Origin of the sequence: Nostoc sp. (assembly GCF_036919555.1) — a bacterium.
Classification (GTDB): domain Bacteria; phylum Cyanobacteriota; class Cyanobacteriia; order Cyanobacteriales; family Nostocaceae; genus Nostoc.
Window position 1 is genome coordinate 13793 of the sequence record NZ_JBALCS010000095.1, and the last position, 24737, is coordinate 38529.

The 24737-nt window shown below is 43.4% G+C and carries 22 protein-coding genes and 1 tRNA gene; 13 read left to right on the forward strand and 10 right to left on the reverse strand.

What is annotated here, in order from left to right:
* Positions 1 to 19: 19 nt before the first annotated feature.
* The 3 genes from pyrH to V7K36_RS26255 all read left to right on the forward strand — a co-directional run bounded on the left by pyrH (position 20) and on the right by V7K36_RS26255 (position 2578).
* Complete coding sequence (gene pyrH, locus V7K36_RS26245) at positions 20 to 748, forward strand: UMP kinase (protein ID WP_334823053.1); 729 nt, start codon at positions 20 to 22, stop codon at positions 746 to 748.
* Positions 735 to 1283 (forward strand): ribosome recycling factor, encoded by a 549-nt coding sequence (frr, locus tag V7K36_RS26250; RefSeq protein ID WP_334823055.1) that lies wholly within the window; start codon positions 735 to 737, stop codon positions 1281 to 1283. Before pyrH ends, frr begins: the two co-directional genes overlap by 14 nt.
* A gap of 173 nt (positions 1284 to 1456) precedes the next feature.
* Positions 1457 to 2578 carry a geranylgeranyl reductase family protein gene (locus tag V7K36_RS26255; RefSeq protein WP_335120712.1) on the forward strand — a complete coding sequence of 374 codons (1122 nt, stop codon included), beginning with the start codon at positions 1457 to 1459 and terminating at the stop codon, positions 2576 to 2578.
* A 345-nt stretch (positions 2579 to 2923) separates the two neighbouring features.
* On the opposite strand, the gene V7K36_RS26260 is transcribed toward V7K36_RS26255, so the two are convergent.
* Positions 2924 to 3784 carry a CPBP family intramembrane glutamic endopeptidase gene (locus V7K36_RS26260; RefSeq protein WP_335120620.1) on the reverse strand — a complete coding sequence of 287 codons (861 nt, stop codon included), beginning with the start codon at positions 3782 to 3784 and terminating at the stop codon, positions 2924 to 2926.
* A gap of 185 nt (positions 3785 to 3969) precedes the next feature.
* On the reverse strand, positions 3970 to 4407 hold the full coding sequence (locus tag V7K36_RS26265) for an AbrB family transcriptional regulator (protein WP_069074038.1): 438 nt from the start codon (positions 4405 to 4407) through the stop codon (positions 3970 to 3972).
* Between the two features lie 1470 nt (positions 4408 to 5877).
* Here V7K36_RS26265 and V7K36_RS26270 point away from each other — a divergent pair.
* Positions 5878 to 6882: a succinate dehydrogenase/fumarate reductase iron-sulfur subunit gene (locus V7K36_RS26270; RefSeq protein WP_335120713.1), complete on the forward strand. Its 1005-nt coding sequence runs from the start codon at positions 5878 to 5880 to the stop codon at positions 6880 to 6882.
* 56 nt (positions 6883 to 6938) lie between these two features.
* On the opposite strand, the gene V7K36_RS26275 is transcribed toward V7K36_RS26270, so the two are convergent.
* The 4 genes from V7K36_RS26275 to psbX all read right to left on the reverse strand — a co-directional run bounded on the left by V7K36_RS26275 (position 6939) and on the right by psbX (position 9473).
* Positions 6939 to 7463: a TolB family protein gene (locus tag V7K36_RS26275; RefSeq protein ID WP_334823060.1), complete on the reverse strand. Its 525-nt coding sequence runs from the start codon at positions 7461 to 7463 to the stop codon at positions 6939 to 6941.
* A 125-nt stretch (positions 7464 to 7588) separates the two neighbouring features.
* Positions 7589 to 8149 carry a TolB family protein gene (locus V7K36_RS26280; RefSeq protein WP_334823062.1) on the reverse strand — a complete coding sequence of 187 codons (561 nt, stop codon included), beginning with the start codon at positions 8147 to 8149 and terminating at the stop codon, positions 7589 to 7591.
* A gap of 47 nt (positions 8150 to 8196) precedes the next feature.
* Positions 8197 to 9108 carry a Ycf66 family protein gene (locus V7K36_RS26285; protein ID WP_335120621.1) on the reverse strand — a complete coding sequence of 304 codons (912 nt, stop codon included), beginning with the start codon at positions 9106 to 9108 and terminating at the stop codon, positions 8197 to 8199.
* 245 nt (positions 9109 to 9353) lie between these two features.
* Positions 9354 to 9473 carry a photosystem II reaction center X protein gene (psbX, locus tag V7K36_RS26290; protein WP_292763886.1) on the reverse strand — a complete coding sequence of 40 codons (120 nt, stop codon included), beginning with the start codon at positions 9471 to 9473 and terminating at the stop codon, positions 9354 to 9356.
* A gap of 306 nt (positions 9474 to 9779) precedes the next feature.
* On the opposite strand from psbX, the gene V7K36_RS26295 reads away from it, so the two are divergent.
* The gene (locus V7K36_RS26295) at positions 9780 to 10073 is read left to right on the forward strand and encodes a YggT family protein (RefSeq protein ID WP_335120622.1); all 294 of its coding nucleotides are present in this window, start codon (positions 9780 to 9782) and stop codon (positions 10071 to 10073) included.
* Positions 10074 to 10163: 90 nt separating this feature from the next.
* Here the strand turns inward: V7K36_RS26295 and accC are convergent, their stop codons facing one another.
* Entirely contained in the window at positions 10164 to 11507 is a 1344-nt protein-coding gene (gene accC, locus V7K36_RS26300; protein ID WP_335120623.1) for an acetyl-CoA carboxylase biotin carboxylase subunit, read from the reverse strand.
* 386 nt (positions 11508 to 11893) lie between these two features.
* Here accC and V7K36_RS26305 point away from each other — a divergent pair.
* The 5 genes from V7K36_RS26305 to V7K36_RS26325 all read left to right on the forward strand — a co-directional run bounded on the left by V7K36_RS26305 (position 11894) and on the right by V7K36_RS26325 (position 17134).
* Positions 11894 to 11974 (forward strand) — tRNA-Leu (locus V7K36_RS26305).
* Positions 11975 to 12137: 163 nt separating this feature from the next.
* Complete coding sequence (locus V7K36_RS26310) at positions 12138 to 12767, forward strand: chorismate lyase (protein ID WP_335120624.1); 630 nt, start codon at positions 12138 to 12140, stop codon at positions 12765 to 12767.
* A gap of 642 nt (positions 12768 to 13409) precedes the next feature.
* Complete coding sequence (locus V7K36_RS26315) at positions 13410 to 15185, forward strand: DUF3352 domain-containing protein (protein ID WP_335120625.1); 1776 nt, start codon at positions 13410 to 13412, stop codon at positions 15183 to 15185.
* A 243-nt stretch (positions 15186 to 15428) separates the two neighbouring features.
* Positions 15429 to 16490 (forward strand): c-type cytochrome biogenesis protein CcsB, encoded by a 1062-nt coding sequence (ccsB, locus tag V7K36_RS26320; RefSeq protein ID WP_335120626.1) that lies wholly within the window; start codon positions 15429 to 15431, stop codon positions 16488 to 16490.
* A 335-nt stretch (positions 16491 to 16825) separates the two neighbouring features.
* Positions 16826 to 17134: a KGK domain-containing protein gene (locus V7K36_RS26325; protein ID WP_300417633.1), complete on the forward strand. Its 309-nt coding sequence runs from the start codon at positions 16826 to 16828 to the stop codon at positions 17132 to 17134.
* Positions 17135 to 17531: 397 nt separating this feature from the next.
* Here the strand turns inward: V7K36_RS26325 and V7K36_RS26330 are convergent, their stop codons facing one another.
* Both V7K36_RS26330 and V7K36_RS26335 read right to left on the reverse strand, forming a co-directional pair.
* Positions 17532 to 22013, reverse strand: a complete 4482-nt coding sequence (locus V7K36_RS26330) for a tetratricopeptide repeat protein (RefSeq protein WP_335120627.1) — start codon at positions 22011 to 22013, stop codon at positions 17532 to 17534.
* Positions 22014 to 22340 carry a hypothetical protein gene (locus V7K36_RS26335; protein WP_335120628.1) on the reverse strand — a complete coding sequence of 109 codons (327 nt, stop codon included), beginning with the start codon at positions 22338 to 22340 and terminating at the stop codon, positions 22014 to 22016.
* Between the two features lie 339 nt (positions 22341 to 22679).
* Between V7K36_RS26335 and tilS the strand changes: the two genes are divergently transcribed.
* From tilS to V7K36_RS26350, 3 genes are read left to right on the forward strand one after another with little or no spacing between them, the layout of a single operon-like run.
* Positions 22680 to 23681, forward strand: coding sequence for a tRNA lysidine(34) synthetase TilS (gene tilS / locus V7K36_RS26340; protein ID WP_335120629.1), 1002 nt, complete (start codon positions 22680 to 22682; stop codon positions 23679 to 23681).
* 30 nt (positions 23682 to 23711) lie between these two features.
* Positions 23712 to 24011 (forward strand): type II toxin-antitoxin system HigB family toxin, encoded by a 300-nt coding sequence (locus V7K36_RS26345; protein WP_335120630.1) that lies wholly within the window; start codon positions 23712 to 23714, stop codon positions 24009 to 24011.
* A complete protein-coding gene (locus tag V7K36_RS26350; RefSeq protein WP_335120631.1) occupies positions 23995 to 24396 on the forward strand; it encodes a helix-turn-helix domain-containing protein in 402 nt (133 codons plus the stop codon). Before V7K36_RS26345 ends, V7K36_RS26350 begins: the two co-directional genes overlap by 17 nt.
* 83 nt (positions 24397 to 24479) lie before the next feature.
* Here the strand turns inward: V7K36_RS26350 and V7K36_RS26355 are convergent, their stop codons facing one another.
* The gene (locus tag V7K36_RS26355) at positions 24480 to 24608 is read right to left on the reverse strand and encodes a hypothetical protein (RefSeq protein ID WP_335120632.1); all 129 of its coding nucleotides are present in this window, start codon (positions 24606 to 24608) and stop codon (positions 24480 to 24482) included.
* Positions 24609 to 24737 lie beyond the last annotated feature (129 nt).

A 24737-nucleotide genomic window follows, 5' to 3' on the forward strand; every position in this document is an offset into this window, starting at 1 on the left:
TCTGATAAAGCGTAACTTCATGGGAACGAATTACCGACGGGTTTTACTCAAACTGAGCGGTGAAGCCTTAATGGGCAACATGGGCTATGGCATTGATCCAGAAGTGGTCAAAGGAATAGCACAAGAATTAGCAGAGGTGATCGCCACTGGAGTTCAAATGGCCATCGTTGTTGGTGGTGGCAATATTTTTCGTGGCGTCAAAGCGGCGTCGGCGGGGATGGATAGGGCAACAGCTGACTATATAGGGATGATTGCCACGGTAATGAACGCCATGACGCTGCAAGATTCGCTCGAACATATAGGGGTACAGACGCGGGTGCAAACTGCGATCGCTATGCAAGAATTAGCAGAACCGTATATCCGTCGTCGCGCCATCCGTCATCTTGAAAAAGGACGGGTGGTAATTTTTGGTGCTGGTTCTGGAAATCCCTTTTTTACTACAGATACTACTGCGGCATTAAGAGCCGCAGAAATTGATGCGGAAGTGATTTTTAAAGCCACCAAAGTAGATGGAGTATATGATGCTGATCCTCATATTTATCCTGATGCGAAGCGTTACAATAGCCTCACCTACGCACACGTTTTAGCCAAAGATTTGCGGGTGATGGATAGTACTGCGATCGCCTTGTGTAAAGAAAATAATATCCCAATTCTAGTATTTGACCTAACGGTGAGAGGTAACATCCACCGAGCAGTCATGGGAGAATCCATCGGTACCCTTGTGGGAGGTTCTTGTGAAATTAGCTGAAGCTGAAAGTACGATGCAAAAAACCGTTGAGTCAACTCAACGAGCTTTTAACACGATTCGCACTGGTCGCGCCAATGCGAGTTTATTAGATAAGGTATTGGTGGATTATTACGGTTCGCCCACATCCTTGAAATCACTGGCAAACATCAGCACGCCGGATGCGACGACAATCTTAATTCAACCCTACGATCGCAGCAGTTTAAATATAGTCGAAAAAGCGATTTCCCTCTCAGATGTCGGTTTAACCCCCAGCAATGACGGTTCCGTAATTCGGCTGAATATTCCGCCCCTGACAAGCGATCGCCGTAAAGAATTCGTCAAAATGGCATCTAAGTATGCTGAAGAAGGTCGTGTTGCTATTCGCAACATCCGCCGCGATGCCATAGATGCCATTCGCAAACAGGAAAAAAACGCCGAAATTCCTGAAGATGAAGCACGGGATCAGCAAGACAAACTGCAAAAGCTGACAAACAAATACAGTGCGAAAATTGACGAATTGTTGGCAGAAAAAGAAAAAGACATCACGACTGTTTAAAGTCTAAAGTCTGAAGTATAAAGGCTGAAGGATGATGGATAAATTCTTCAGCCTTTATCATTTCTTAGGTATCTAACAAAAATTGATCTAGTGAATAATTAAAGTAGGGGCAATTCATGAATTGCCCCTACTCAATAGAAAATAAACTAATTGAGGAGCAAAAATTCAGCCATATGTACGACTGCATCATCGTCGGTGCTGGGCCAGCTGGTGGAACAGCTGCATATCATTTAGCCAAGCAAGGTCGCTCAGTATTAGTGTTGGAGAAAGAATCTCTGCCAAGATATAAACCTTGTGGCGGTGGTGTATCTCCAGCGATCGCTCAATGGTTTGACTTTGATTTTAGCCCAGTGATTTCGGTGAAAGCCGACTCCGTTCGCTTTACCTGGAAATTGGGCGACCCCGTGGAAGCGAAAATTGCCACAAAAGAACCAGTCTGGATGGTGCGACGAGATATTTTTGACCATTTCCTAGTACAGCAAGGACAGAAGCAAGGGGCTGAACTACGAGATAATACGGAAGTAATGGGTATTGAGTTTCAAAGTGATTATTGGCAAGTTAACACAGCCAATGGCTCAGTTATAGGTCGCTACTTAATCGCGGCTGATGGTGCCAAAGGGTCAATGGCAAAATGGTTAGGCTTCAAAGAACGTAAACGCCGTTTAGCGGGAGCCTTGGAAGCAGAAGTTCTCGCAACTGTCAAAGACAAATCCACAATTCATTTCGAGTTTGGCTTGGTGAAAAATGGCTACATTTGGAACTTCCCAAAAGCTGATGGTTATTCCATTGGTGTCGGTACGTTTATCGGCGGCGAACCTCAAGATTTTAAGAAGATTTTAGATGAGTACGCGCGATCGTTTAATGTAGATATCAAAACTAGCAAGCAGTATGGTTATCCCCTTTGCTTGTGGGATGGCAACCAAAAGTTGCATACTCAAAATGCAGTTTTGGCTGGGGAAGCTGCTTGTGTAGTTGATCCAATGACAGCAGAAGGCATTCGCCCGGCAATTTTTAGCGGTTTGATTGCAGCAGGAGCCATTAATCAGGCTCTTTCTGGTGACACTAACGCTTTAGAAAAATATACCGAAGACATTAATGAACAATGGGGTACTGAGATGGCTTGGGCGCAAAAATTAGGTGGAGCATTCTATCGCTTTCCAGGCATTGGCTACAAAGTTGGTGTTAAGCGCCCCTCAGGGGCCCAAATCATGGGTAAGATTCTATGTGGAGAACTACGCTATGGCGAGGTTGCCAGTCGCGCCTTGAAGCGTTTAATCCCTGATTTTGGCGGTTAAGGATTAGGTAACAAATCTCTAACAGACAAGACACCCACCGCACAAAAATTAATCATCTCTAAACTAGGGTTTTATATCATGTCCGCTTGATTACTTATAAAACCCCAAGAACCCCACCCCGGCAAAGCTACACTTTGTCTCCCCTCCCGAAGAGCGGGGAGGGGCTGGGGGTGGGGTGCAATGACTGTGGGAATCATAACTAATTATCCGAATTTGATATTAGTGCTCCAGTTCTATCTTAATTGTGCATGGCTTGCCCGTCTTTGCAAGATATTATTTGAAAGCCAAGCTTAGTTAGCAGGCTTGGCTTTCAAATATTGCACCTTGGCGCGAAATTAAAAATACCTAGATGAAAAGCCAGATAATCACTCCAGTTCCCAATATACAAATAATTCCCGCCAAGCCAGCTAGAGGTTTTTTATTCTTACCTGTGAACCAGTCAGAGACTTTATCTGTGTAAGTAATTAGTTCTGCTGTATCTAGGGTTGCGATCGCCCATATCCATCCCGCGTGCAGTCCCCAAGCTAAACCCAAATTACCGCTTGCAGCAAAGCGTGCCAACACTAGCACTATTCCCATCAGCCACAATCCAGGGAGTTGGGGTGCCGTTTCGCGTTGCTCCCAAACCAGGTGTAGCAAGGCAAAAATCAAGCTAGAAATTGCTGCTGCTAACCAAACTGGATAACCATGCGCTAATTCAGTGAACAGGAAACCGCGAAAAACTAACTCTTCTATCCCACCGACTAATAACGCTATCAAGAAAATCGGTAGCAAGATGGGTAGTACTAACTTGAAATTCGTCTTTTCAAAAGAACACCAACCTAACCCAAATTGCCCACTAAATACAATAGCTAGGCTCACTACTCCCAAACCGAAACCTAGTACTAAAGAACCAAGAGTTGAAAGATTCCCAACAAAGCCGTAATCCGAAAAAGATTTATTCCTCAGCCAACTAACTCCCCATAGAATCAGGGGAGCTAATAGATAGAGTGACGCCAATAACGGCATCTTTTGCTCTGGCTGCAAAGGTTTAGTGGGTTGCCAATTGAGCAATATTGCTGCTACTGCTGCTACTGGCAACCAGCAAACTATCCAGCAAATAAAAAATGCCATCACTATAACTAGTGGTGGTGCATTTTCCAGAAATGCCAGTAGAACGTTGACCGAAGACTCAAAGAAAGTTATCAAAATAAACAAAAAAAACACGATAGACTTCTTGCACTATAGATTTCTTGCTGATTAATCAAGACTCTACTAAATTTGGTGACTCCTGCAAGGGGTCTAATCGTATTTTTTACCTGAGACAAAATTTTCTCAATAGAGCTACCAGTTTGCCGACGGGATAAGGACAAGTTATCATCACCTGAAACTTATCCTTACCATCAGCAAATTTACTCTTCGTCTTCCAAATCTTCGTCTGATTCGTCAGAATCTATATCTTGTGAGGTTAGTTTTTTATCAGTTTCACCGAGTTGAATCAAGTGAATATGCTTGTATCCCAACCTAATTTCAAACTCATCTCCAGGTTTTAAGCCCATTGCCTTGGTATATGTAGCACCAATCACAATCTGACCATTTTGATGGACACTAACCCGATATGTCGGTTCACGACCACGACCATCTTTAGGTGCTTCTGGACTTAGAGGAATTCCTCTAGCCGATAGCAAAGCGTCATAAAAATCGGTGAGATTGACACGAACCTGGTTATTCTTAGTAACAGTGTAATAGCCACACTGTTTAGCTCTTTCTCGGCGCGGTAAAGTGGAAAGTTCTTTTACTTTAGCAAGTAGTGCTTTTCCGGTTAATGGCGCGGTTGCAGTTTCAGTCATTATGCTCAAATTTTCCTTACTCTCTCCAAACTGATAAACGATGTAGTCTTATGCTGGCATTTGACTTTTTAGCATTTGCATAGAGCTACTTCGGACTCTAGTGTAACGAGTGAATTCCTGCTGATAGGAGCCAAAAGCACTTCTATATATGGTTGTCCACAACAAATTAGAGGTCATAGTTGCCACAGACATTAATTTTGCTGATTTTACGGCACTTTTAACCATTATTCGCCATTAGAAATGAAATTGTTTTCTCTTTTGGCGCTACTGTAGCGGTGTAACTTCAGCCACCTTAACAAATTGGGTTGTTTCTACTACAAATAAGTCGTAGAACCAAGAAATTGCAGGTTTTTCACTTTGAGTGCTTGCCCTTCTGGCGAATGAGAAAGTAGAGTTTTCTCTACTCCTACTCTCAAGCTTAGGACAGCATAGTATTTCAATAGAGTCCTACGGGCTTATGCCCTTTTGTCCTGCCAGTAGAGACGCGAATTTTCTTGTCTCTACATTACGAATCAACAAAGCAGTAGTAGCCGCGCTGATACGGCTATTGATTCTGGTTTTGTGACTTAGTAATTTTATATTAAATACTAGCATGGACTAATAATAGCAAAATAATTGTTTAATTTTGAATTAAAGTTGCTAGTAAATTTTTATTTAAATTCCTGGACTTAAAGCTTGGAAAAAGCAGTGACGATTTTCCTAACCCTTGATTGTAAGCGTGAGTGTTGCCAGATGGCTTTTATAAAAACTTATCTAATATAGATGAGCAGTTTTGACCAATGAGTTAAATCCAAGATTTTCTTGATTGAGAGGAAGCAAAAATCTAAAAGTCTCGCGCATCAGGGATTCCCGGTGCAAGAACTTTTCTTTGAAAGTGATGAAGATTTGTCCTCGGTTTATTACTCTAAGCTCAAAAGCGCTCAGAGGATTTTGTACGTATGTCTATGGGAAGAATAAATATCTTAACATCTGCCTACCGCTTGATTGCCACTACTATATATTGAAGATGTGCTTTTACACTTCTATATAATCCAAAAATTCCGTCAAGCGGTAGCAAAGGCGGAATTTTCCAGCCAGGACTGCTTGACTCCAGTTGACATCAAGACGTGTCGCTAACTTGATATGCATTTAATTTGGATACGATCGCTAGGTCAAAGATAAACCTAAGTGCCTTTTTGAGCAAACCCCGTTTCCTTTACATTCCTAAACAGCGAAATTCAATGCAAAGCTGCGATTACATTTTTGGCGTTTTAACTCAGAATTTGACATAAATCTTGCCTAGAGCGCTACTACAAGTAAAATTTTAATGGTTATCCTTAAGTTAGAATCAGTTGCTCTTTCCTCGTCAGCCTATTAACACCAGGGTTTGAATTAAGGGCAAAAAAAGTATAGCTCACTTTTCACAACTACCTACCTTGACTCATGATTGTTGAGGCTGGTGAAGCAATTTTAAAATTTTGGTTAGTGGTCATGGAAGTTATTTTTAAGGTGATTCGACAGCAACAAAATTCCTCCCCTGTTGTGCAAACCTACCTTGTAGAGGCAGAACCAGGTAATACAATCCTGGATTGCCTCAATCATATTAAGTGGGAGCAAGATGGAACCTTGGCCTTTCGCAAAAACTGCCGCAATACCATTTGTGGTAGCTGTGCTATGCGAATTAATGGGCGTTCGGCTTTAGCTTGTAAGGAAAATGTTGGTAGTGAACTTGCCAGATTACAACAAATAGCATCATCCCAAAGTAAAGTAAATGCCATTGGCGAAATCACGATCGCTCCTCTCGGCAATATGCCCGTGATTAAAGATTTGGTTGTAGATATGAGCAGTTTCTGGAATAATCTAGAGGCAGTTGCTCCTTATGTGAGTACGGCAGCACGACTTGTACCAGAAAGAGAGTTTTTGCAAACACCACAAGAGCGATCGCGTCTCGATCAAACTGGTAACTGTATTATGTGCGGTGCTTGTTACTCGGAATGTAATGCTCGTGAAGTTAATCCAGACTTTGTAGGTCCCCATGCCCTTGCCAAAGCTTACCGGATGATAGCAGATTCTCGCGATCGCGACACCGAAAATCGCTTAGAAAGCTCCAACGAAGGTACTAAAGGCGTATGGGGCTGTACCCGTTGTTTATACTGCGATTCAGTTTGTCCAATGGAAGTTGCACCATTAGAACAAATCACCAAAATTAAACAAGAAATTCTCACCCAGAAACAAGCCAGCGATAGTCGCTCACTTCGTCACCGAAGAGTATTGGTGGATTTAGTTAAAGAAGGTGGTTGGATTGATGAACGTCAATTTGGTTTACAAGTTGTCGGTAATTATTTTCGGGATTTAAAAGGATTACTCAGTCTTGCACCCCTCGGTTTGCGGATGATCCTGAGAGGTAAGTTTCCCCTATCATTTGAAGCTTCTGAGGGGACGGAACAAGTGCGATCACTTATTGAATCTGTGCAACAAGCAGAAAACAAAAGTTAGGAGTGAGGAGTTAGGTGAGGAGTTAGGAGTTAGGAATTTTAACTTCTAACTCTAGTTCAACGCGGTTCTTGAGGTATATTTAACGGTTGTCCATTCCGGTCATATACTAAAACATCCCACTGACCGTTGTTACTAGACTCAAAAGCAATCCTACTAGCATCAGCGCTAATTGTAGGGTTGCGGACTTCCGCCTGTAGGTTATTAGTCAAATTCCGTGATTGACGTGTTTCCCGGTCGTAGAGAAAAATAGCCGATCGCCCCTGACGGCTAGCACCAAACACAACATAACGACCATCTTGTGAAACGCTAGGATGAGTTGCGATCGCATCAAAGGAATTTAAACCTGGCAAATCAACCAAATCACGAGTCACTGTATCAAACATATAAACATCTTGGCTACCCCGTCGGTCAGTAATAAAAACAATATATCTCCCAGAAATTTGGGGATCTAATTCCGACGCTAAACTATTGAGACTGCGACCCCCCGGATCAAAGGGATAATTCAAAATGCGAGGGTAGCCAAAACACCCAGTCAATAAACTTAAACATAAAAATGCAGGTATAAAAAAAATACGTTTCATACAATTTAGTCATTAGTCATTAGTCATTAGTCATTAGTCATTAGTCATTAGTCAATAGTCTCATAACTCCTAACTCATAACTCCTAACTCATAATTCCTAACTCCTAACTCCTAACTCATAACTCCTACGGAGGTGAACCAACGGTTGCACCGTTGGGAATATCTAACTCAATATTTGGCCCCCGATCTAGAACTTCAATATCCCACTGACCACGGCTGGCGGTTTCAAAAACAACATAACGTCCATCTGGGCTGATATTTGGTTTTCTGACCCAGCCACGATAGATTGGTGTGACGATTTGCGACTGTTGCGTAGCGCGATCGTAAAGCGCCACTACAGGTCTACCTTGGTCACTAGTAAGATAAGCAATGTAACGCCCTGTGTAGCTCAAACTAGGACTTTCGGCAATTGTTTCCTGTCGGTTTATCCCCGGTGTACTAATAAACAGTTGCCTCTCCAAATCGTAGACTAGTAGCTGCTGATTACCATTCCGATTAGATACAAACGCTAAAAAGCGCCCATTTCCACTCAAAGCAGGTTGCTCCTCGGTGTACCGACTGTTGAGGGAAGTAGGCCCTATGGGAATATCGTTAGAACCACAAGATACAAGCAAACTTGTTAAACCAAAAACCAGGCTCCAATGAATAGGTCTTTGGAGCCAAAATATAGGCGTAAATTTTTCCACCTCAACTGTTTTCCGTCGCCTCTAAATCTACTTCCACGCTAACTGTTTTAAACATCGTCATAATCAGTCAAATTCTCTGGCCCCTCATTTGGCTTTTCAATCGGGTTGTATGGTACATAATCAGTTGGTATCGCCTCATCATCTTCGCGCCCTCTTCGAGGAGTTGAGTCAGTGGGCGGACGACGCTTTCTCGGTCTGGGAGCAACATCATCTTCACGACTTTCGGGACGCCCAGACCCGTTATTAGTGCGGCGAGAAGGTTTTCTGACTTCCCCACCCGAACTTTCCCAATCATCAACTTGTCTAGATGAAGAACCCCAATTTTCTTCTTCAGAGCTTTCAGAAGGGCGATTCACCGGACGCCCAGAAGTACGGCGACGCGTTTTATCAGCTGGAGCCTGTTTTTCACTGCTGCTGTTGCGACGTTCTGAACGACGAGGGGGTTGCTCCTCGTAGTAGTCATCACGAGTTGAAATCTCATCCCTGCTACCCCGAATCCGGGCACGCACGGGGCGTTCTTCCTCGTCTTCATAAGGCAATGGATCTAAGTCTGCATCCATTTCAGCTTGATACTTTTTGCGATCATTGTACGAATAGTTTCTGCTTACCTCTCGCTCATCGTCCACAATCGGAGTGTTGCGCTTTGCTTGCTGGGTAGCTATACTCCGCAGGCGAATACTTTCAACTGCAAAAAACACCGTTGTGCCGACTAAAAGCAGTTGACCAAATTGTAGAATTGGGTCTAGCCGCCATCCTTGAAAGACGAGAATGAAGCCGCAGAGCAAGCCGACTGCCGCAAAAAAGATATCTTGATCCCGTGACAATTCTGGACGCACAGTGCGGAGAAAATACAGTGCTGCCCCAGCCACAGCCAGGAAAATTCCTAGAATACTGGCTGAGTTTGCCCCAAAATTTACCTGAGCCAGAAAACTGGCTGAGTTCAGCCCAAAATTTATCATTGCTGTTTTCCCAATATCAAATCTATGTTAGCGAGTCACAATTAAAATCACTACTCTAATTTGTCACGATATATTGAAGCTTCAAAGCCTCTGGCAAAGAAGCTCTGAAGCTATTCACCGAAAAGTAAAAAAACCTATGTCTGTCAGCTACAACTGCTTATAGCGGCAAACACTGCTGCTTTTGGTGCAATTATAAATACCTGACAGACAATCGGTTATGAGAGTAAATTCAACTCTCATAAGCATTATGAGCGCTGAATTTTATCTTTCTGGCTAATGAAAATTAGACCAACTGTAACGGGTATCACAACAATTGCACTACCCCAAGCCAAACTCCAAAGAAAATTTGCTAAAGAAGGCGTCATACTTCTCAACCTTTTTTTACACACTTCATCCTAATTTTAATAGTGTATTACTTTCTTGAGAAGCCTCTAAGTCTGAACTGCCAAACTTGGTAACTGCTTTCACCGGTTGTTGAGTTAACCGCGTCAGCGTGTTTGCTTTTGTATTCCAGAAAGAAATGCCAGCATTTGGTTAAAATGATCATGAGAGTGCTTTACAAAGCTTAAAATTTTTTGGCGATTTCTACGACGGGCTACGCCTACGCGAAGCGCGGCTTGCCGTTCGCCTAAGTTTTTTCTTTATTTACAGATAGATAGTAGCTGAAACCGATGACTGGTGTTGACCTGACTGCTTGGATTCTGGGACCTGTGTTAGGGCTGATAACATTTTTATTTATATTTCGGATCATTCTCACTTGGTATCCGCAAGTGGATCTGAATCGTTTGCCCTTTAATTTAATAGCTTGGCCTACTGAGCCATTTTTAATACCCTTGCGAAAGGTGGTGCAACCTATCGGTGGGGTAGACATTACACCTATTATTTGGGTTGGTATCTTCAGCCTGCTACGAGAAATCCTGCTAGGTCAGCAAGGATTGCTGACTATGCTATCTCGTGTAAATTAGGGATTGGGCAAAATAGTTCCGAGTTCTGAGTTCCGAGTTCTGAGTAAAGAAGTGAGATTCCCCACTCAGCACTCAGCACTCAGCACTCTCCTAACCGTTCATTTCCTGCACAAAATTTGTATAGACATTACCCTGCAAAAACTGTGGATTTTCCATAATTTTTTGATGAAACCCGATGGTGGTAGGTAGTCCAGTGATGGCACATTCCCGGAGTGCGCGTTTCATACGGTTAATAGCAGTGGGTCGGTCTGCTCCCCAAACAATTAACTTGCCGATCAAGGAATCGTAGTAGGGTGGGATTTGGTAATCTGTGTAAACGTGGGAATCAATCCGAACACCAGGACCTCCAGGGGGAAGATAGCCGCTAATGCGTCCAGGAGAAGGGCGAAAGTCGTGATCGGGGTCTTCAGCGTTGATCCGACATTCGATCGCATGACCCCGTAATACTACTTGGTCTTGGGTAAGCTTAAGTCTTTCCCCTTGAGCAATCCGAATTTGTTCAACAACTAAATCTATCCCAGTAATCATCTCTGTTACAGGATGTTCTACTTGAATCCGGGTGTTCATTTCCATAAAGTAGAATTTACCCGATCTATCCAAGAGAAACTCGATAGTACCCGCCCCAGTGTAATTAATGAATTGGGCAGCTTTGACGGCAGCTTGTCCCATTTTCTCACGTAGGTCTTGGTCGAGAGCCGGACTTGGTGCTTCTTCCAATAGCTTTTGATTTCGGCGCTGAATAGAGCAATCCCGTTCGCCCAAGTGGATAACATTACCGTAGTTATCCGCCAAAATTTGAAATTCGATGTGGCGGGGACGTTCAATAAATTTTTCTATGTAAACGCCAGAATTACCAAAAGCTGCTCCTGCTTCGCCTTGGGCTGCGAGGAAAAGTTTCACAAATTCGTCTTCAGAACGAACTAGGCGCATACCCCGTCCACCGCCACCGGCTGTAGCTTTGATCATCACTGGATAGCCGATATCCTTAGCGAATCTTAATCCTTCTTCCTCGGATTCTACCAACCCCTCACTACCTGGTACTGTCGGGACTCCAGCTTTTTGCATGGTTTCTTTGGCAGTGGATTTATCCCCCATCCGCCTGATAGCTTCTGGAGTTGGGCCGATAAAAGCAATATGATGGTCGGCACAGATTTCCGCAAACCGGGCATTTTCTGCCAAAAAGCCATAACCTGGATGAATAGCAGTAGCATTGCGCGTCAGGGCGGCAGCAATAATATTGGGAATATTCAAATAACTTTTACTGCTAGCAGGTTCGCCAATGCAAACCGCTTCATCAGCAAGTTGGACGTGGAGAGCATTACGGTCAACGGTGGAGTGAACCGCAACTGTCGCAATCCCCATTTCTTCACAGGCGCGGAGAATGCGAAGGGCGATTTCTCCCCGATTGGCAATTAATATTTTGTCAAACTTCATTTTTTAGTTTCGATATCATTACCAGTAGATTCACATTTTCTCTGATCCAACTTGAAACGACGCTTTCGCACTATTTAAAATTATCACAGGAGATTCGCCACCCTGATTCTAAGAAAACGCAAGGTTGCAGGTTGCTGCCTCTATAGTCTTACTACACTAACAACATTGCTGCTGTAAGTCTTGGCTAGCTTACCAAATTCGGCAGGGTGCGATCGCACCCTGCCGAACACAGTCGCTCTACCCTTTTTAATATCACTTGTGTAGCTGCTAGATTTCTGTCAGTCTGATACCGCCTTGAGAAAATTTATATTTTTGAGCAGCTGAATTTAGATATCACCTTACTATAATTATTTTCTTATGCTATAGTCTATCTTTAGACAAACCATGCGGATGTGGCGGAATTGGTATACGCGCACGCTTGAGGTGCGTGTGGCTTTGCCTTGCGAGTTCGAGTCTCGCCATCCGCATTTTTGCTTGTCTAGTCATAGGGTCAATAGTCAAGGGTCAAAACCTCAAACTATTGACCCTTAAATCTGAACCTAGCTCTAATACTTCCTTAAGGCAAGAATGCTTGCTGAAATACTAGTTTTTTATGTTTTTATAGAGATAGGTGAAGTTTTGTAAAAAGCATTGACTATTACTTTTACGCCGACAAATAACTTAACACTGCCAGCAGCTTGGCACCGCCTTACTCCGATTTGGCAAGGAGGGGAGGAAATAATTCAACAAAGTTTACCTCACACTCAGCTAGCACCTGCTTGGCAGCTAATGCTTTTGGGTGACGGCTCTCCAACACGTCACCTAGAATTGCTTACAGGTGAGCCTGTAGAAGTAGATGTGATTGATATGTCATTAATTGGCATGGACTTGGATGAAGCTCCTGAGTTAATCCAAGCTGTCCCAGGTCCGCGACTACGGCGACAAGTGTGGCTGCGTACTGCTTCTGGCCAGCGATTAGCCTATGCTACTTCGTGGTGGGAAGCCAGTCATGTAGATGAGTATTTGCAAAATCGTTCATTACCAATTTGGGCGAGTTTAGCTCGTCTTCGCACAGAGTTGTATCGGGATGTTCGAGGAATTTACTACGGTGACTCATTGGCGCTACAGTCAGGTTTTGATGTAACTGGGCCTTTTTGGGGTCGCCACTACTTGTTTTGGCATCATGGACAGCCACTAACCTTAATTTATGAAGTTTTTTCGCCTTATTTAACTAAATATTTGGGATCTATGCAGATGAGTGCTGTTAATGCTGAGGGATAATACCATTGAAAAATTAAAACGTGTTTTTAGCAGCAGCCTAGTACCGCTTATCTACGAGACGTTGCACATAGCCTGCTTCTTTGAAAAAATACGCTCCCATTCAAAATTCAATTAATTTTTAATCAAAAATTACCAGTTCCTCCTCAGCAAAAATAACAACTGTTTTGCATCAAAATGATACAAATTCCGAAAAATCATAATTCAGCAACATATCTGATTTGTAATATTGGTAATCCATACGAAATCCTGAACACTGAATTGATCTAGGTTAGATAAAGTCAATACCACAGATGGAAGTTATGTAAATAGAAGGCAGTCTGAGTTGCTGATGACTTGCAGCAATGCCCAAGTTAGTTATATCCTCAAAGTGCTTGAAATGACAGATTTAACTCTTGAAGAATTTCCGCAGAGGCAACCGTCTAAACGAGGTGTCCAGCGAAATTCAACAAAGCGTGTTAAAAAAGGTAACTAACCACGAAAACACCGCTTTTGAAACAGTAGGGAAGGTTGATTACGGAAATATCATCAATGTCTAGGATGGAGACATTCATGCAGTTAACTGCCCTAGATAACGGGAAACTTTTTGGTTAACTTAACCAATCAAACAAGTAATGAGTTTGCAAGTATGAGGTATAGGTTTTAATGGCACCGCCTCTTGTGTCTGTTCCGATGAAGAAAAATAAAAATAATAAACCGTCTCTGGTGCTGACGCTCTCGGCTGCTGGGTTATTGATTGGTGCCGGAAGTCTAGCATACTGGTTGTTAAGCCCGAGACAACTATCTTCTAGCGATTTGCTCGTAGGTTCAAATATTATTCCAGGTGATGCCCTGTTTGCGGTTTCTCTGACAACAGATGCCCAGCAGTGGCAGCAATTGCGGCAGTTTGGGACAAGAGAAACCCAAGCAGAACTGGACAAAAATTTAGTAGAATTGCGCGATCGCTTTCTGACTAATAATGGTTACGACTTCCAGAAAGATATCGCTCCTTGGGTAGGTAATGACGTGACGATCGCATTTCTTGCCCCAGACACAGCGAGTAAACCTGCACCCAAACCAGTTACCACCACTGAAGATCCTGCCAATGATCAGCAGTCGATGGTAATGGTATTCCCAGTGAAAAACCCAGAAATCGCCAAAAGCATTTTGGCACAACCCAAAACCCTTAAACAAGGCAAATGGATTGACCGGACTTATCAAGGGATCGCCATCAAACAAAATCAGGGACAAGCAGGAGAAAACTTCTGTGCAGCATTAATAGATGGGCGTTTTTTAGTCATAACTGATAATCCCAAAGCCACAGAACGAGCGATCGACGCCTACAAAAATAAAACATCCCTAGCTGCAACAGGGGGCTTTGCTGAGAATTTTCTGAAAATTGCCAATTACCAACCCTTTGCTCAGTTTTACGTCAATGTGCCAACAGCAGCCAAAATAGCCGCAGCTTCTCCAAACCGCCCTTTACCTGCTCAAGTTTTGGCTCAACTGCAAAATAACCAAGGTTTAGCGGGGACAATGACTTTAGAGCCAGAAGGAATTCGCTTCAAGGGCGTTTCTTGGCTAAATCCTAATAGTCAACGTGTGCTGGCGGTGGAAAACAAAGCTGGGGAAATGCAAAGCCGCCTACCAGCGGAAACCTTAATGATGCTATCTGGCGGTAACTTACAGAGGTTGTGGGGAGATTACGTTTTAACATCTCAGGGAAATCCCCTCTCACCGATCGCACCAGAACAGATCAGAGGTGGGATAAAATCTCTTACCAATCTCGATTTAGATAAGGATTTGCTCAGTTGGATGAAAGGCGAATTTTCTCTATCAGTGATTCCCACTACTTCAAAACAAGGTTCACCAGATGATTTTCGTGCGGGTTTAGTGTTCATGGTACAGGCAAGCGATGCCTACGGCGGGCAAAGCCTACGCCAATCAGCTGAAGCATCCATAAAACAGCTCGATGACGTGATGAGAAATCAATACCAGTTCCAAGTCCAACCGGCAAAAGTCGCAGATCAACCCGTTGTTAACTGGGTTTCACCTTATGGCACATTAACGGCCACCCACGGCTGGTTAGATGGAGATATCGCTTTTCTAGTAGTGGGCGCTCCCATCACTGATAAAATTGTTCCCAAACCCAATAACACACTAGCTAGCACGATCCCCTTCCAACAAACAGTTCCTACAGAACCAAATCCGACAAATGGTCAATTTTTCCTGGATGTGGAACGAACTGTGAAAAATTTCCCTTTACCAACTCTAATTCCCAATCAACAAACTTTGCTAAATGCAACGCACTCAATTGGGATAACATCTGCTGTCAGCGACAGTCGCAGTAACATCTACAACATTTTTATCGGACTAAAAAAAGTTACGAACTCGGCTGCCTTGCCTAGTCCAGAAAGCAATAAGGGCAACTCTGTTAAATAGGGAAGTGGGGAGTAAGAATTTAAGATTTTAGATTTGGGATTTTAGATTGAAATTTAATCTAAAAGACGTTCGCGGACTCGCTCTCTGTGGCCTATCGTCAATCCAAAATCCAAAATTAAATTGCCCTGTTTGGCCCATGCCCCATTCCCTATTTTCGATTTCCTCTGCTTCATGACCCTCTAACCATATAGGATCAGAACAGTCAGAATCCATATTTTAAATCATCCACGGAGAGAACACTTTATGAATCTAGTTGTACTCCAGAACTGGCTGGACAATGCCTCCTTTGCCATATTATTCCTGACAATGCTGGTGTATTGGGGAGGAGCGGCTTTTCCGAATCTACCTTATCTAGCCGCTTTGGGGACAGCTGGGATGGCGATCGCTAATTTGTGCATGGCGACTTTACTAGGGGCAAGATGGATACAAGCTGGTTACTTTCCCCTAAGTAATCTCTATGAATCCCTGTTTTTCTTAACTTGGGGAATTACCACAGTCCATCTAATTGCTGAAAGTAGTAGCCGTAGCCGCTTAGTAGGAGTTGTTACAGCTCCGGTGGCAATGTTGATCGCTGCTTTTGCTACCTTGACACTACCATCGCAGATGCAAATCTCAGAACCCCTAGTACCTGCCTTAAAGTCAAATTGGCTGATGATGCATGTCAGCGTCATGATGTTGAGCTATTCTGCTTTGATGGTGGGTTCGTTATTAGCGATCGCTTTTTTAGTTGTCACTCGCGGTCAAAACATCCAACTACAAGGTAGTTCTGTAGGTACTGGTGGCTATCGCAGCAACGGCTACCGCTTGCACAAAGCATCTGAGCTAATTTCTCAACCACCAGCCTCTCCTGTCGAAAATAACGGCTTTGCTCGTTTTGAAAGTAGTAGCAACGGCAACGGTAACGGTAACACTGCTGTTTTGAATTTAGTATCTACTTCTGAGCCTCAAACTGTAGCGTCTGCTGAACCCCTTTCACCTCAACGCCTTAGCCTTGCCGAAACCCTCGATAACATTAGCTATCGCATCATCGGACTAGGATTTCCCTTGCTGACAATTGGGATCATTGCTGGTGGCGTTTGGGCTAATGAAGCTTGGGGTTCCTACTGGAGTTGGGACCCTAAAGAAACTTGGGCATTAATCACCTGGTTAGTTTTCGCCGCCTACCTCCACGCCCGGATAACTCGTGGTTGGCAAGGGCGTAGTCCCGCAATTTTAGCCACCACCGGCTTTGTCGTTGTCTGGGTTTGTTATCTAGGTGTGAATCTGTTGGGCAAAGGTTTGCATTCTTACGGTTGGTTCTTTTAATAACCTCACCCCTAACCCCTCTGCGTTGGCAAAGCTACGGTCTACACACAAGTTATCTGATATACCCAAAAGTCCTCTAAAACCTCACCCAGTCCTATCTTTAATCCCTCTCCTTAGTAAGGAGAGGGACAAGTTTTACGTAGTAAAACCAGGGTGAGGTATCGCAGGGGCTATGAGACTTAACCGTAAATTGCGTTCAGAAAGACTTGATGTACATTGTAGGTTGGCAAAGAGGGAGAAAGGAGCAGATTTAAATTTACTACTATTTTGTGAGAATTATTTCGGATGAACTGCTAAATCTGTAGAAAGTATAGATTTAGTGAGAGGAGATTTTTATGGAAGATGGATTTGACAGATTAAATCATGATGAAGTTGTGTCTATAGAACCAGACACTTTTAATAAGTTAAATATTGCTAAAACTTTTAAAGTCCGTGATTTAATTACAGCAATTAAGGAATATATCGGAGCAGAAGAGACAGATGAAGTAAATTTGTATACCCAAGGATTAAATTGTGAAGTTTTGCAGTTTAGTACTCAGGGATGGAAAAAAGGAAAAGTTAGACTTGCTTTAGAATTTTGTCCTGATGAATCTGAATCACCACTGGATGAAATTTTTCAAAAACTCAAACAAGTGGAAAACTAATACCCAATGAGATTTTTATTACTTGGAAGTCCCTAAAGACTTGTCCACGAGTATTAAACACTCGTTAACGGAGTTCAAAGGTGGATGAATCGAGTTCAAATACTCGTTAACGGAGTTCAGAGGTGGATGAATCCAGTTCAAATACTCGTTAACGGAGTTCAGAGGTGGATGAATCCAGTTCAAACACTCGTTAACGGAGTTCAAAGGTGGATGAATCCAGTTCAAACACTCGTTAACGGAGTTCAAAGGTGGATGAATCCAGTTCAAATACTCGTCGGTGAGTATCAAAGACTCATTACAGCAGTTTTCATTTACTTAAATTACACTCTCGCCTTCTTCTCTGCGCCTCTGCGCCTCTGCGTGAGACAAAAATCTTTCAGTAATTACGAATTACGAATTACGAATTACGAATTACCCTATCAAGACTTGCACTCACACTTTCAGCATCCGGTGACTTCAATCGCTGCAAAATCTCTAAAGCTGGTTGCAAATAGGATATCGCTTTAGTGTATTCACCCTGTTGTTCTGCCAAATGTCCTAACCACCACAGAGTCATTGCTTTACCTCGGACATCTCCAATGCGTTCATTTATTTCCAAAGACTGATTGAAAAGTGCGATCGCTTGATCCACTTCCCCTTTGTTGGCGTAGATATGTGCCAGTTGGTGCAACGTCGCTGCTTTGCCTTGGACATTACCAATGCCTTCTTCTATTACCAAAGACTGATTGTAGAGTGCGATCGCTTGATCCACTCCCCCTTTGTTGGCGTAGATATGTGCCAGTTGGTGCAACGTCGCCGCTTGGCCTTCGATATCTCCAATGCGTTCATCTATTTCCAAAGACTGATTGAAAAGTGCGATCGCTTCATCCACTTCCCCTTTGTTGGCGTAGATATGTGCCAGTTGGTGCAACGTCGCCGCTTGGCCTTCGATATCTCCAATGCGTTCATCTATTTCCAAAGACTGATTGAAAAGTGCGATCGCTTCATCCACTTCCCCTTTGTCGGCGTAAAGAATTCCCAGTTGGTGCAACGTCGCCGCTTTACCTTGGACATTACCAGTGCGTTCATCAATTTCAAGAACTTGATTGTAGAACGCGATCGCTCGCTTCACTTCCCCTTTGTTGGCGTATAGAATTCCCAGAGATTGCAACGTCGCCGCTTTGGTTTGGACATCTCCAATGCATTCTTTTATTTCCAAAGACTGATTGAAAAGTGCGATCGCTTCATCCATTTCCCCTTTCTTGGCGTAGAGAATTCCCAGATGGTGCAACATCGCCGCTTTGCCTTGGAGATTACCAATGCGTTCAAAAACTTCCAAAGACTGATTGAAAAGTGCGAGCGCTTCATCTACTTCCCCTTTGTTGGCGTAAATCATTCCCAGTTCGTGCGACGTCGTCGCTTTACCTTGGATATTACCAATACGTTCAAAAACTTCCAAAGACTGATTGAAAAGTGTGATCGCTTCATCCACTTCCCCTTTGTTGGCGTAGATACTTGCTATGTTATGCAATGTTAGTGCTTTTGAATAAGCATCACCAATACGTTCAAAAACCTCCAAAGACTGATTGTAGAGTGCGATCGCTTCATCTAGTTCCCCTTTCTTGGCGTAGATAGATCCCAGATTGTTCAACGTCGTCGCTATGCCTTTGACATTACCAATGCCTTGTTTTATTTCTAAAGACTGATTGTAGAGTGCGATCGCTTCATCTACTTCCCCTTTGTCGGCGTAAATATATCCCAGATTGTGCAACGTCGAGGCTTTGGTTTGGACATCGCCAATGCGTTCAGTGATTTCTAAAGACTGATTGAAAAGTGCGATCGCTTCATCCACTTCCCCTTTGTTGGCGTAGATATTTCCCAGACATTGCAACGTCATCGCTTTGCCTTGGACATTTCCAACGCGTTCATTTATTTCCAAAGACTGATTCAAAAGTGTGATCGCTTCATCCACTTCCCCTTTGTCGGCGTAAATACCTCCCAGTTCGTGCAACGTCGCCGCTTTGCCTTGGACACTTCCACCAATGCGTTCATTTATTTCCAAAGACTGATTGTAGAGTGCGATCGCTTGCTCCACATCCCCTTTGTTGGCGTAGATACCTGCTAGATTGTGCAATGTCGCCGCTTTGCCTTGGACATTACCAATGCGTTCATTTATTTCCAAAGACTGATTGTAGAGTGCGATCGCTTCATCCACTTCCCCTTTATCGGCGTAGATTATTGCTAGTTGATGCAACGTCGAGGGTTTGGTTTGGGCATCGCCAATGCGTTCATTTATTTCTAAAGACTGATTGTAGAGTGCGATCGCTTCATCCACTTCCCCTTTGCTGTATTTCAGCATTCCAAAATGATGATAAATTGAAGCTAATTCTTGTTCGTTTTCTGTGGGACAAAGATTTAAAGCTTGTTGGTAATAGTTTAATGCTTGATCAACCTCACCCATTTGGTGTTCACAATAAGCAATTTCTTTGAGAACACTATGGTTTTTAGTTACTTCTAAGGTTGATTTGCACAGATGTATTGCTTCCCGAAATCGACTTTGATGCAACAAGCGGTTCGCCAATGAACTAGCTATTTTCGCTGCAATTTCTCCATCCTTCCCCAACAACCCCAACCGATGAATTTCTACTAACTTTTGTGCCTCCGTAGTAGTTTCCGCCTTTTCCCACCACAGACGATACAAAATTTGTGCAGCTTGTTTATACAACTCTTCACCCTTGGGGTTTTCTGGAAACTCTAGCAACGGTGACAAAATCCGGGGAACACGATACAACCTCTCTCCGTTGTTGGTGAGGGTAACTTCCAACAAACCCAAAATTTCAGCGCGTTGAATATGACTTTCCCAACTAGAGATATGCTCACAAATCGGGGAAATAGCAGCTTGAACAACAGGTAACTCATACACCAACAACTTACCCAGCATTTTCCGCAAACCTGGACTTTGCTGCTTCAGCAATTCCTCAACCAAGATATTCTCACGAAATTTTTCTTCTGCCACTTCCATCTTCTTTAAGATTGTGGCGAGATTATCTGCAATGTTTTCAGAAAGAATTTTATCCAACCATTCCAACAGCCGAGGATTTCCATCTGCTGCTTTTTTGGCGAGTTTCTGCAATTCTGCATCAATCACCAAAGTGCCATTAAACGAATTGAGACGATTATACTTTTTAATTAAATCTGCCCCACCCAGAGCACCCAGGTGTTCGCGGTACAGACGATGATTTAGTTCCGACAATTGGAAATCATAGCGACAAGTAATAATTACCTTGTGGGGAAGTTGGGAATTTTGAATCGCCTTCAGCAACGCCAGCAGAACATCTACAACTTGTGGTTGCAAGACATAAACCCCATTTCGTAATTCCAAATTGGCCTCAAAGTCATCCAGCACAAAAGCAAAGCGCTGTTCTTGGGTATTCAGTCCTTCTGTGAAAAACTTGGTGAGGCGCTGCATCAACGGTAACTTGCCATTGAGAATTTCATGCCCCCGTTCTGAAGTACATTGTTCAGCAAGGGTTTTGAGCAGTTTGTCTTCATCGAGTTGCCGAAAGTTCACCAGCCTGTGATAGCCAACCATCCTTTCTAGAAGTCGCGCAGTCACAGTACTCTTACCTACACCCCCCAGTCCGTGAATGAGTACCCCTAATGAAGTGCGAATAGCTTTGAGACAACGTTGCAAAGTCCGCCGTCTCCCAACAAACTCAGAGGGTTTCGCCACCCGCACCTGTTGGGTATCGGGATCTAAAAATTGTTCATAAGCAGGTTCCGGCGCTGAGAGTGGCAAATCTCCCAACACTTCCACCAACGCACCCGGACATTCTCCCTGAATATATAACCGCAACAAATGCCAGTCACGCACATTCTGTTTAAACAACTGCTGGTAAGTGCTAGCGAGTGCTTCAGCTAATTGATATCCGGCTGCCAATTTGCCGTAGAGGTGTGCGGCGGCGGCTGTAGCTGTCCGATCTTCCACGGGACGCCCCCAACTTAAAACCGCCCTAGCCCCTTGGGCAATTAGTGCTTCAGCCATTGAAGGGACAGCCCCTTTATCTGGTGCTTGTCCAGTCCGACACTCAGATAAAAACACCAATTTGGGAAATCTAAACCGGAAGACTTCCGCAAGTTCTGCCGCTGTGGTTTCGTGACGTTCCCCAATTTCCGTCTCAGTAACAAAATAAGGCGTATTCGCCTCTAAACCTTCCCCCCTCCTCGCTTGCGGGGAGGGGTTGGGGGTGGGGTTCTTTTCCGCTTCCGGAGGAGTAATTGAGGCGTGTCCTGTGAGGTGAAACACATCAAAGTCATCAAGATAGCGACTCCACACCTTACCCAACTCGCTGACGCAACCGCTTTCTTCCACCCGCAAATCTACAGCAAAATCTCGCGTATCAGCCAGAATTTTCGCCTCTTCCTGTTCAAACTCTAACTTTGGTTCCACGTCTTCCGGGTCGGTTGCCATAAACAATACTCGCAATTGTCGTGCTTCCACAGAAAACCCTTCCGTTTCTTTCTCAATCCAGCGCAGAGGCAAAACCACTGGATTAACGCGCTTAACCAAAAAATCCTCATCATCATGCAGCACTTCCCAAGGTAGATGTGCCAGTTGTTTATCAGTATCAATGGCAATTACCAACCCCTCACCGCGACAGTCAGCAATTCCCCGACTCAACCAGCGTCCATCGCCATCCAACCAAAAAAATAACTGCCGCCCGATTCCTGGTAAATTGGGCAGCAGTTTATAGTAATCTCGTTCTCCTTGGTTAAGAAAATTAGCGATTTCTGCTAATTTCAGACGACGTGATTCATAGTGATTTTTTTGAGGTAGCCAATACCTGAGTTCAACTGTTTCCTGCGTACTTTCCCGAAGTTGAATGCGGATAGTTTGCACTTATTTGCTGATAGATTTGAGGATTTCCGTGATTTCCTCTATAGTAGCTTCTTCCAGTAAAATCCTGTTTCCAGTATCAGAATCAAGGATTACCACATCAAATTGCTTTCCTGGATGGGATTTATGCCATTCTTGATACCATTTGCGGATTTGTTCAGCTAAAGCAGCAGCACCACCCACAATGCCGACAATAGTAGCAACGGCTGCTAGAGTCGCCTCTTTTTGGCTAGGAACTTCGTAGCTTCCCGATATTCCGGGAATTTCTAGCAAAGCCTCGGCTGCTGCTGGTGCGTTTTCGCCTTCAATACCAACTTGAATTTCAGCCATTAAATTACCTACGAATTTATCCAAGATTCCGTATATTATCCATTGAATTGGGGATAAGATTCACCCAGAGACGCAGAGAGGATTGCAAAATTAGTTACTTTGTGTTGCAAGAATTGCCTAAAATAAGGCAACAGACGCAAACCTGGAAACTCACATCTTGCACCTAGTCCTGGCGATTAGAAATCGCGGCTATACAAACGAAGTCCACCTTTCCTGCGGAACGCTACGCGAACGTGGACTAAGAGAAAATCAAAGGTTTTTAACCCAGGTCGGTGGGTTTTGTCTGTGTAGCCGCGACTTCTAGTCGCTGCAAGTCAAATCCAAAAACTATGAGAAGAAATGGTATGGACTCCCCTACATGCAAAAATACATCGCACCATCCGATCGCGCCACTTGTTTGAGCGCAACCAGCGGCTATTAATCGCTGTCTCCGGCGGACAAGATTCTCTGTGTTTAATAAAATTACTTTTAGATTTACAATCCAAATGGGGATGGTATTTAGGTATTGCTCACTGCGATCATCGCTGGCGTTCTGACTCCCAAGCGAATGCTAATCACGTCGAAAACTTAGCTAAAACTTGGGCTATATCCTTTTATTTAGAAACAGCAAACCAACCTATAAATAGTGAAGCTGCTGCACGCGATTGGCGCTATCAAGCTTTAAGTGCGATCGCTCAAGCAAATAATTATCAATATATAGTTACAGGACACACCGCAAGCGATCGCGCTGAAACTCTCCTCTACAACTTAATTCGCGGTACTGGTGCTGATGGCTTACAAGCCCTGACTTGGCAACGCCCTCTAACTACAGCCATTATGTTAGTGCGTCCACTTTTAGAAATCACTCGCTCACAAACAGAGCAATTTTGTCAAGAGTTTAAATTACCAATTTGGGAAGATTCTACCAATCAAGATTTGCAATATGCTCGCAACCGCATTCGCCAAGAGTTAATACCATATTTGCGGGAAAATTTCAACCCACAAGTAGAATCAGCCTTAGCCCAAACAGCAGAACTTCTCCAAGCGGAAGTGGAATATTTAGAAAAAGCTGCCCAGGAGTTGCGGGAAAAGGCGATGGAAAGGGACATGGGGCATGAAGAAGATTCCCTTACTCCTCTTTTTCCCTTGCGGTTAAATCGTCGGGTATTACAGAAAGCACCATTGGCACTGCAACGTCGGGTGATGCGTCAGATATTGCAGCAAATACTGACTGATGCAGCGAGTTTTGAACACATTGAGAAATTAACGGCTCTAATTATAGCGCCCAACCGATCGCAAACTGATCCATTTCCTGGTGGTGCGATCGCTCAAGTAGAAGGCGACTGGATCTGTTTGAAATAGTTATTTAAAGTCTTTTTGCGATCGGGGACGATGCATATTATTAGTTTTAGAATCTTAAGAAAATATGCAGAAAACCATGCAGATTGCCAGGAAGCATTAAGCAATTGGTATAAAGTTGCTACTAAAGCGAAATGGTCAAATTTAGTTGAAGTAGAGCAGATTTTCCTGAAAGCTGAAGCTGTTGGTAATTTTACAGTTTTCAATATTAAAGGAAATAAATATCGCTTAATTGTTAGTATAGATTATCAAGGGCAGTTAATTTATATTAAGTATATCCTCACCCATGCGGAATACGATAAGGAGAACTGGAAAGATGACCCTTACTTTTAATCCAGATAAATACAAGCATTTATTAATAGCTTATCCTCCCAAGCTGATAAAAAGTGAAGCTGAAAATGAGCAAGCTTTAGGGATAGTGGAAGATTTGATGCACCGGGAACGCACCCCAGAAGAAGACGAACTTTATCAGTTATTAATTACTTTAATTGAAAAGTTTGAACAAGAATATTATCAGCCAAGCCAGCAGAATAATCCTGTATCTATGTTGTTATTTATCTTAGAAGAATCTGAGAGAAGTAGAGATGATTTAGTAGCGGTTTTAGGGACAGAAGATTTGGTTAATAATATTTTAAATGGACAAGAGAAGATAAATACACAACAAGCGCGTAAGCTTGGAGAGTTTTTTCATGTAGAATCTACTTTATTTATGGAATAATCGCAGACTGATCCATTTCCTGGTGGTGCGATCGCTCCAGTAGAAGGCGACTGGATCTGCTTGAAATAGTCCGCCCTCTGCTCTTAGGCGGCGAATTCCGCCAATCCAAGATCCACCTCTGGCTCCACAAGAGCGATCGCCACTTCAACTTTGCCAAATCCAGAATAAAAGCGGATATCGCCCCAGTTGTTACAGAAACTAATAGTGTCCATGATTACCTCAGTGATAGTACTGATCTAGAATCAGCTTTATCCGAATATACTTGTTATTTTAATAATGTCTTTTAAGCTAAATAGATTTTCCCATTTGTTGGCATACAGCTAGCTAAAAAGACAAGTTTT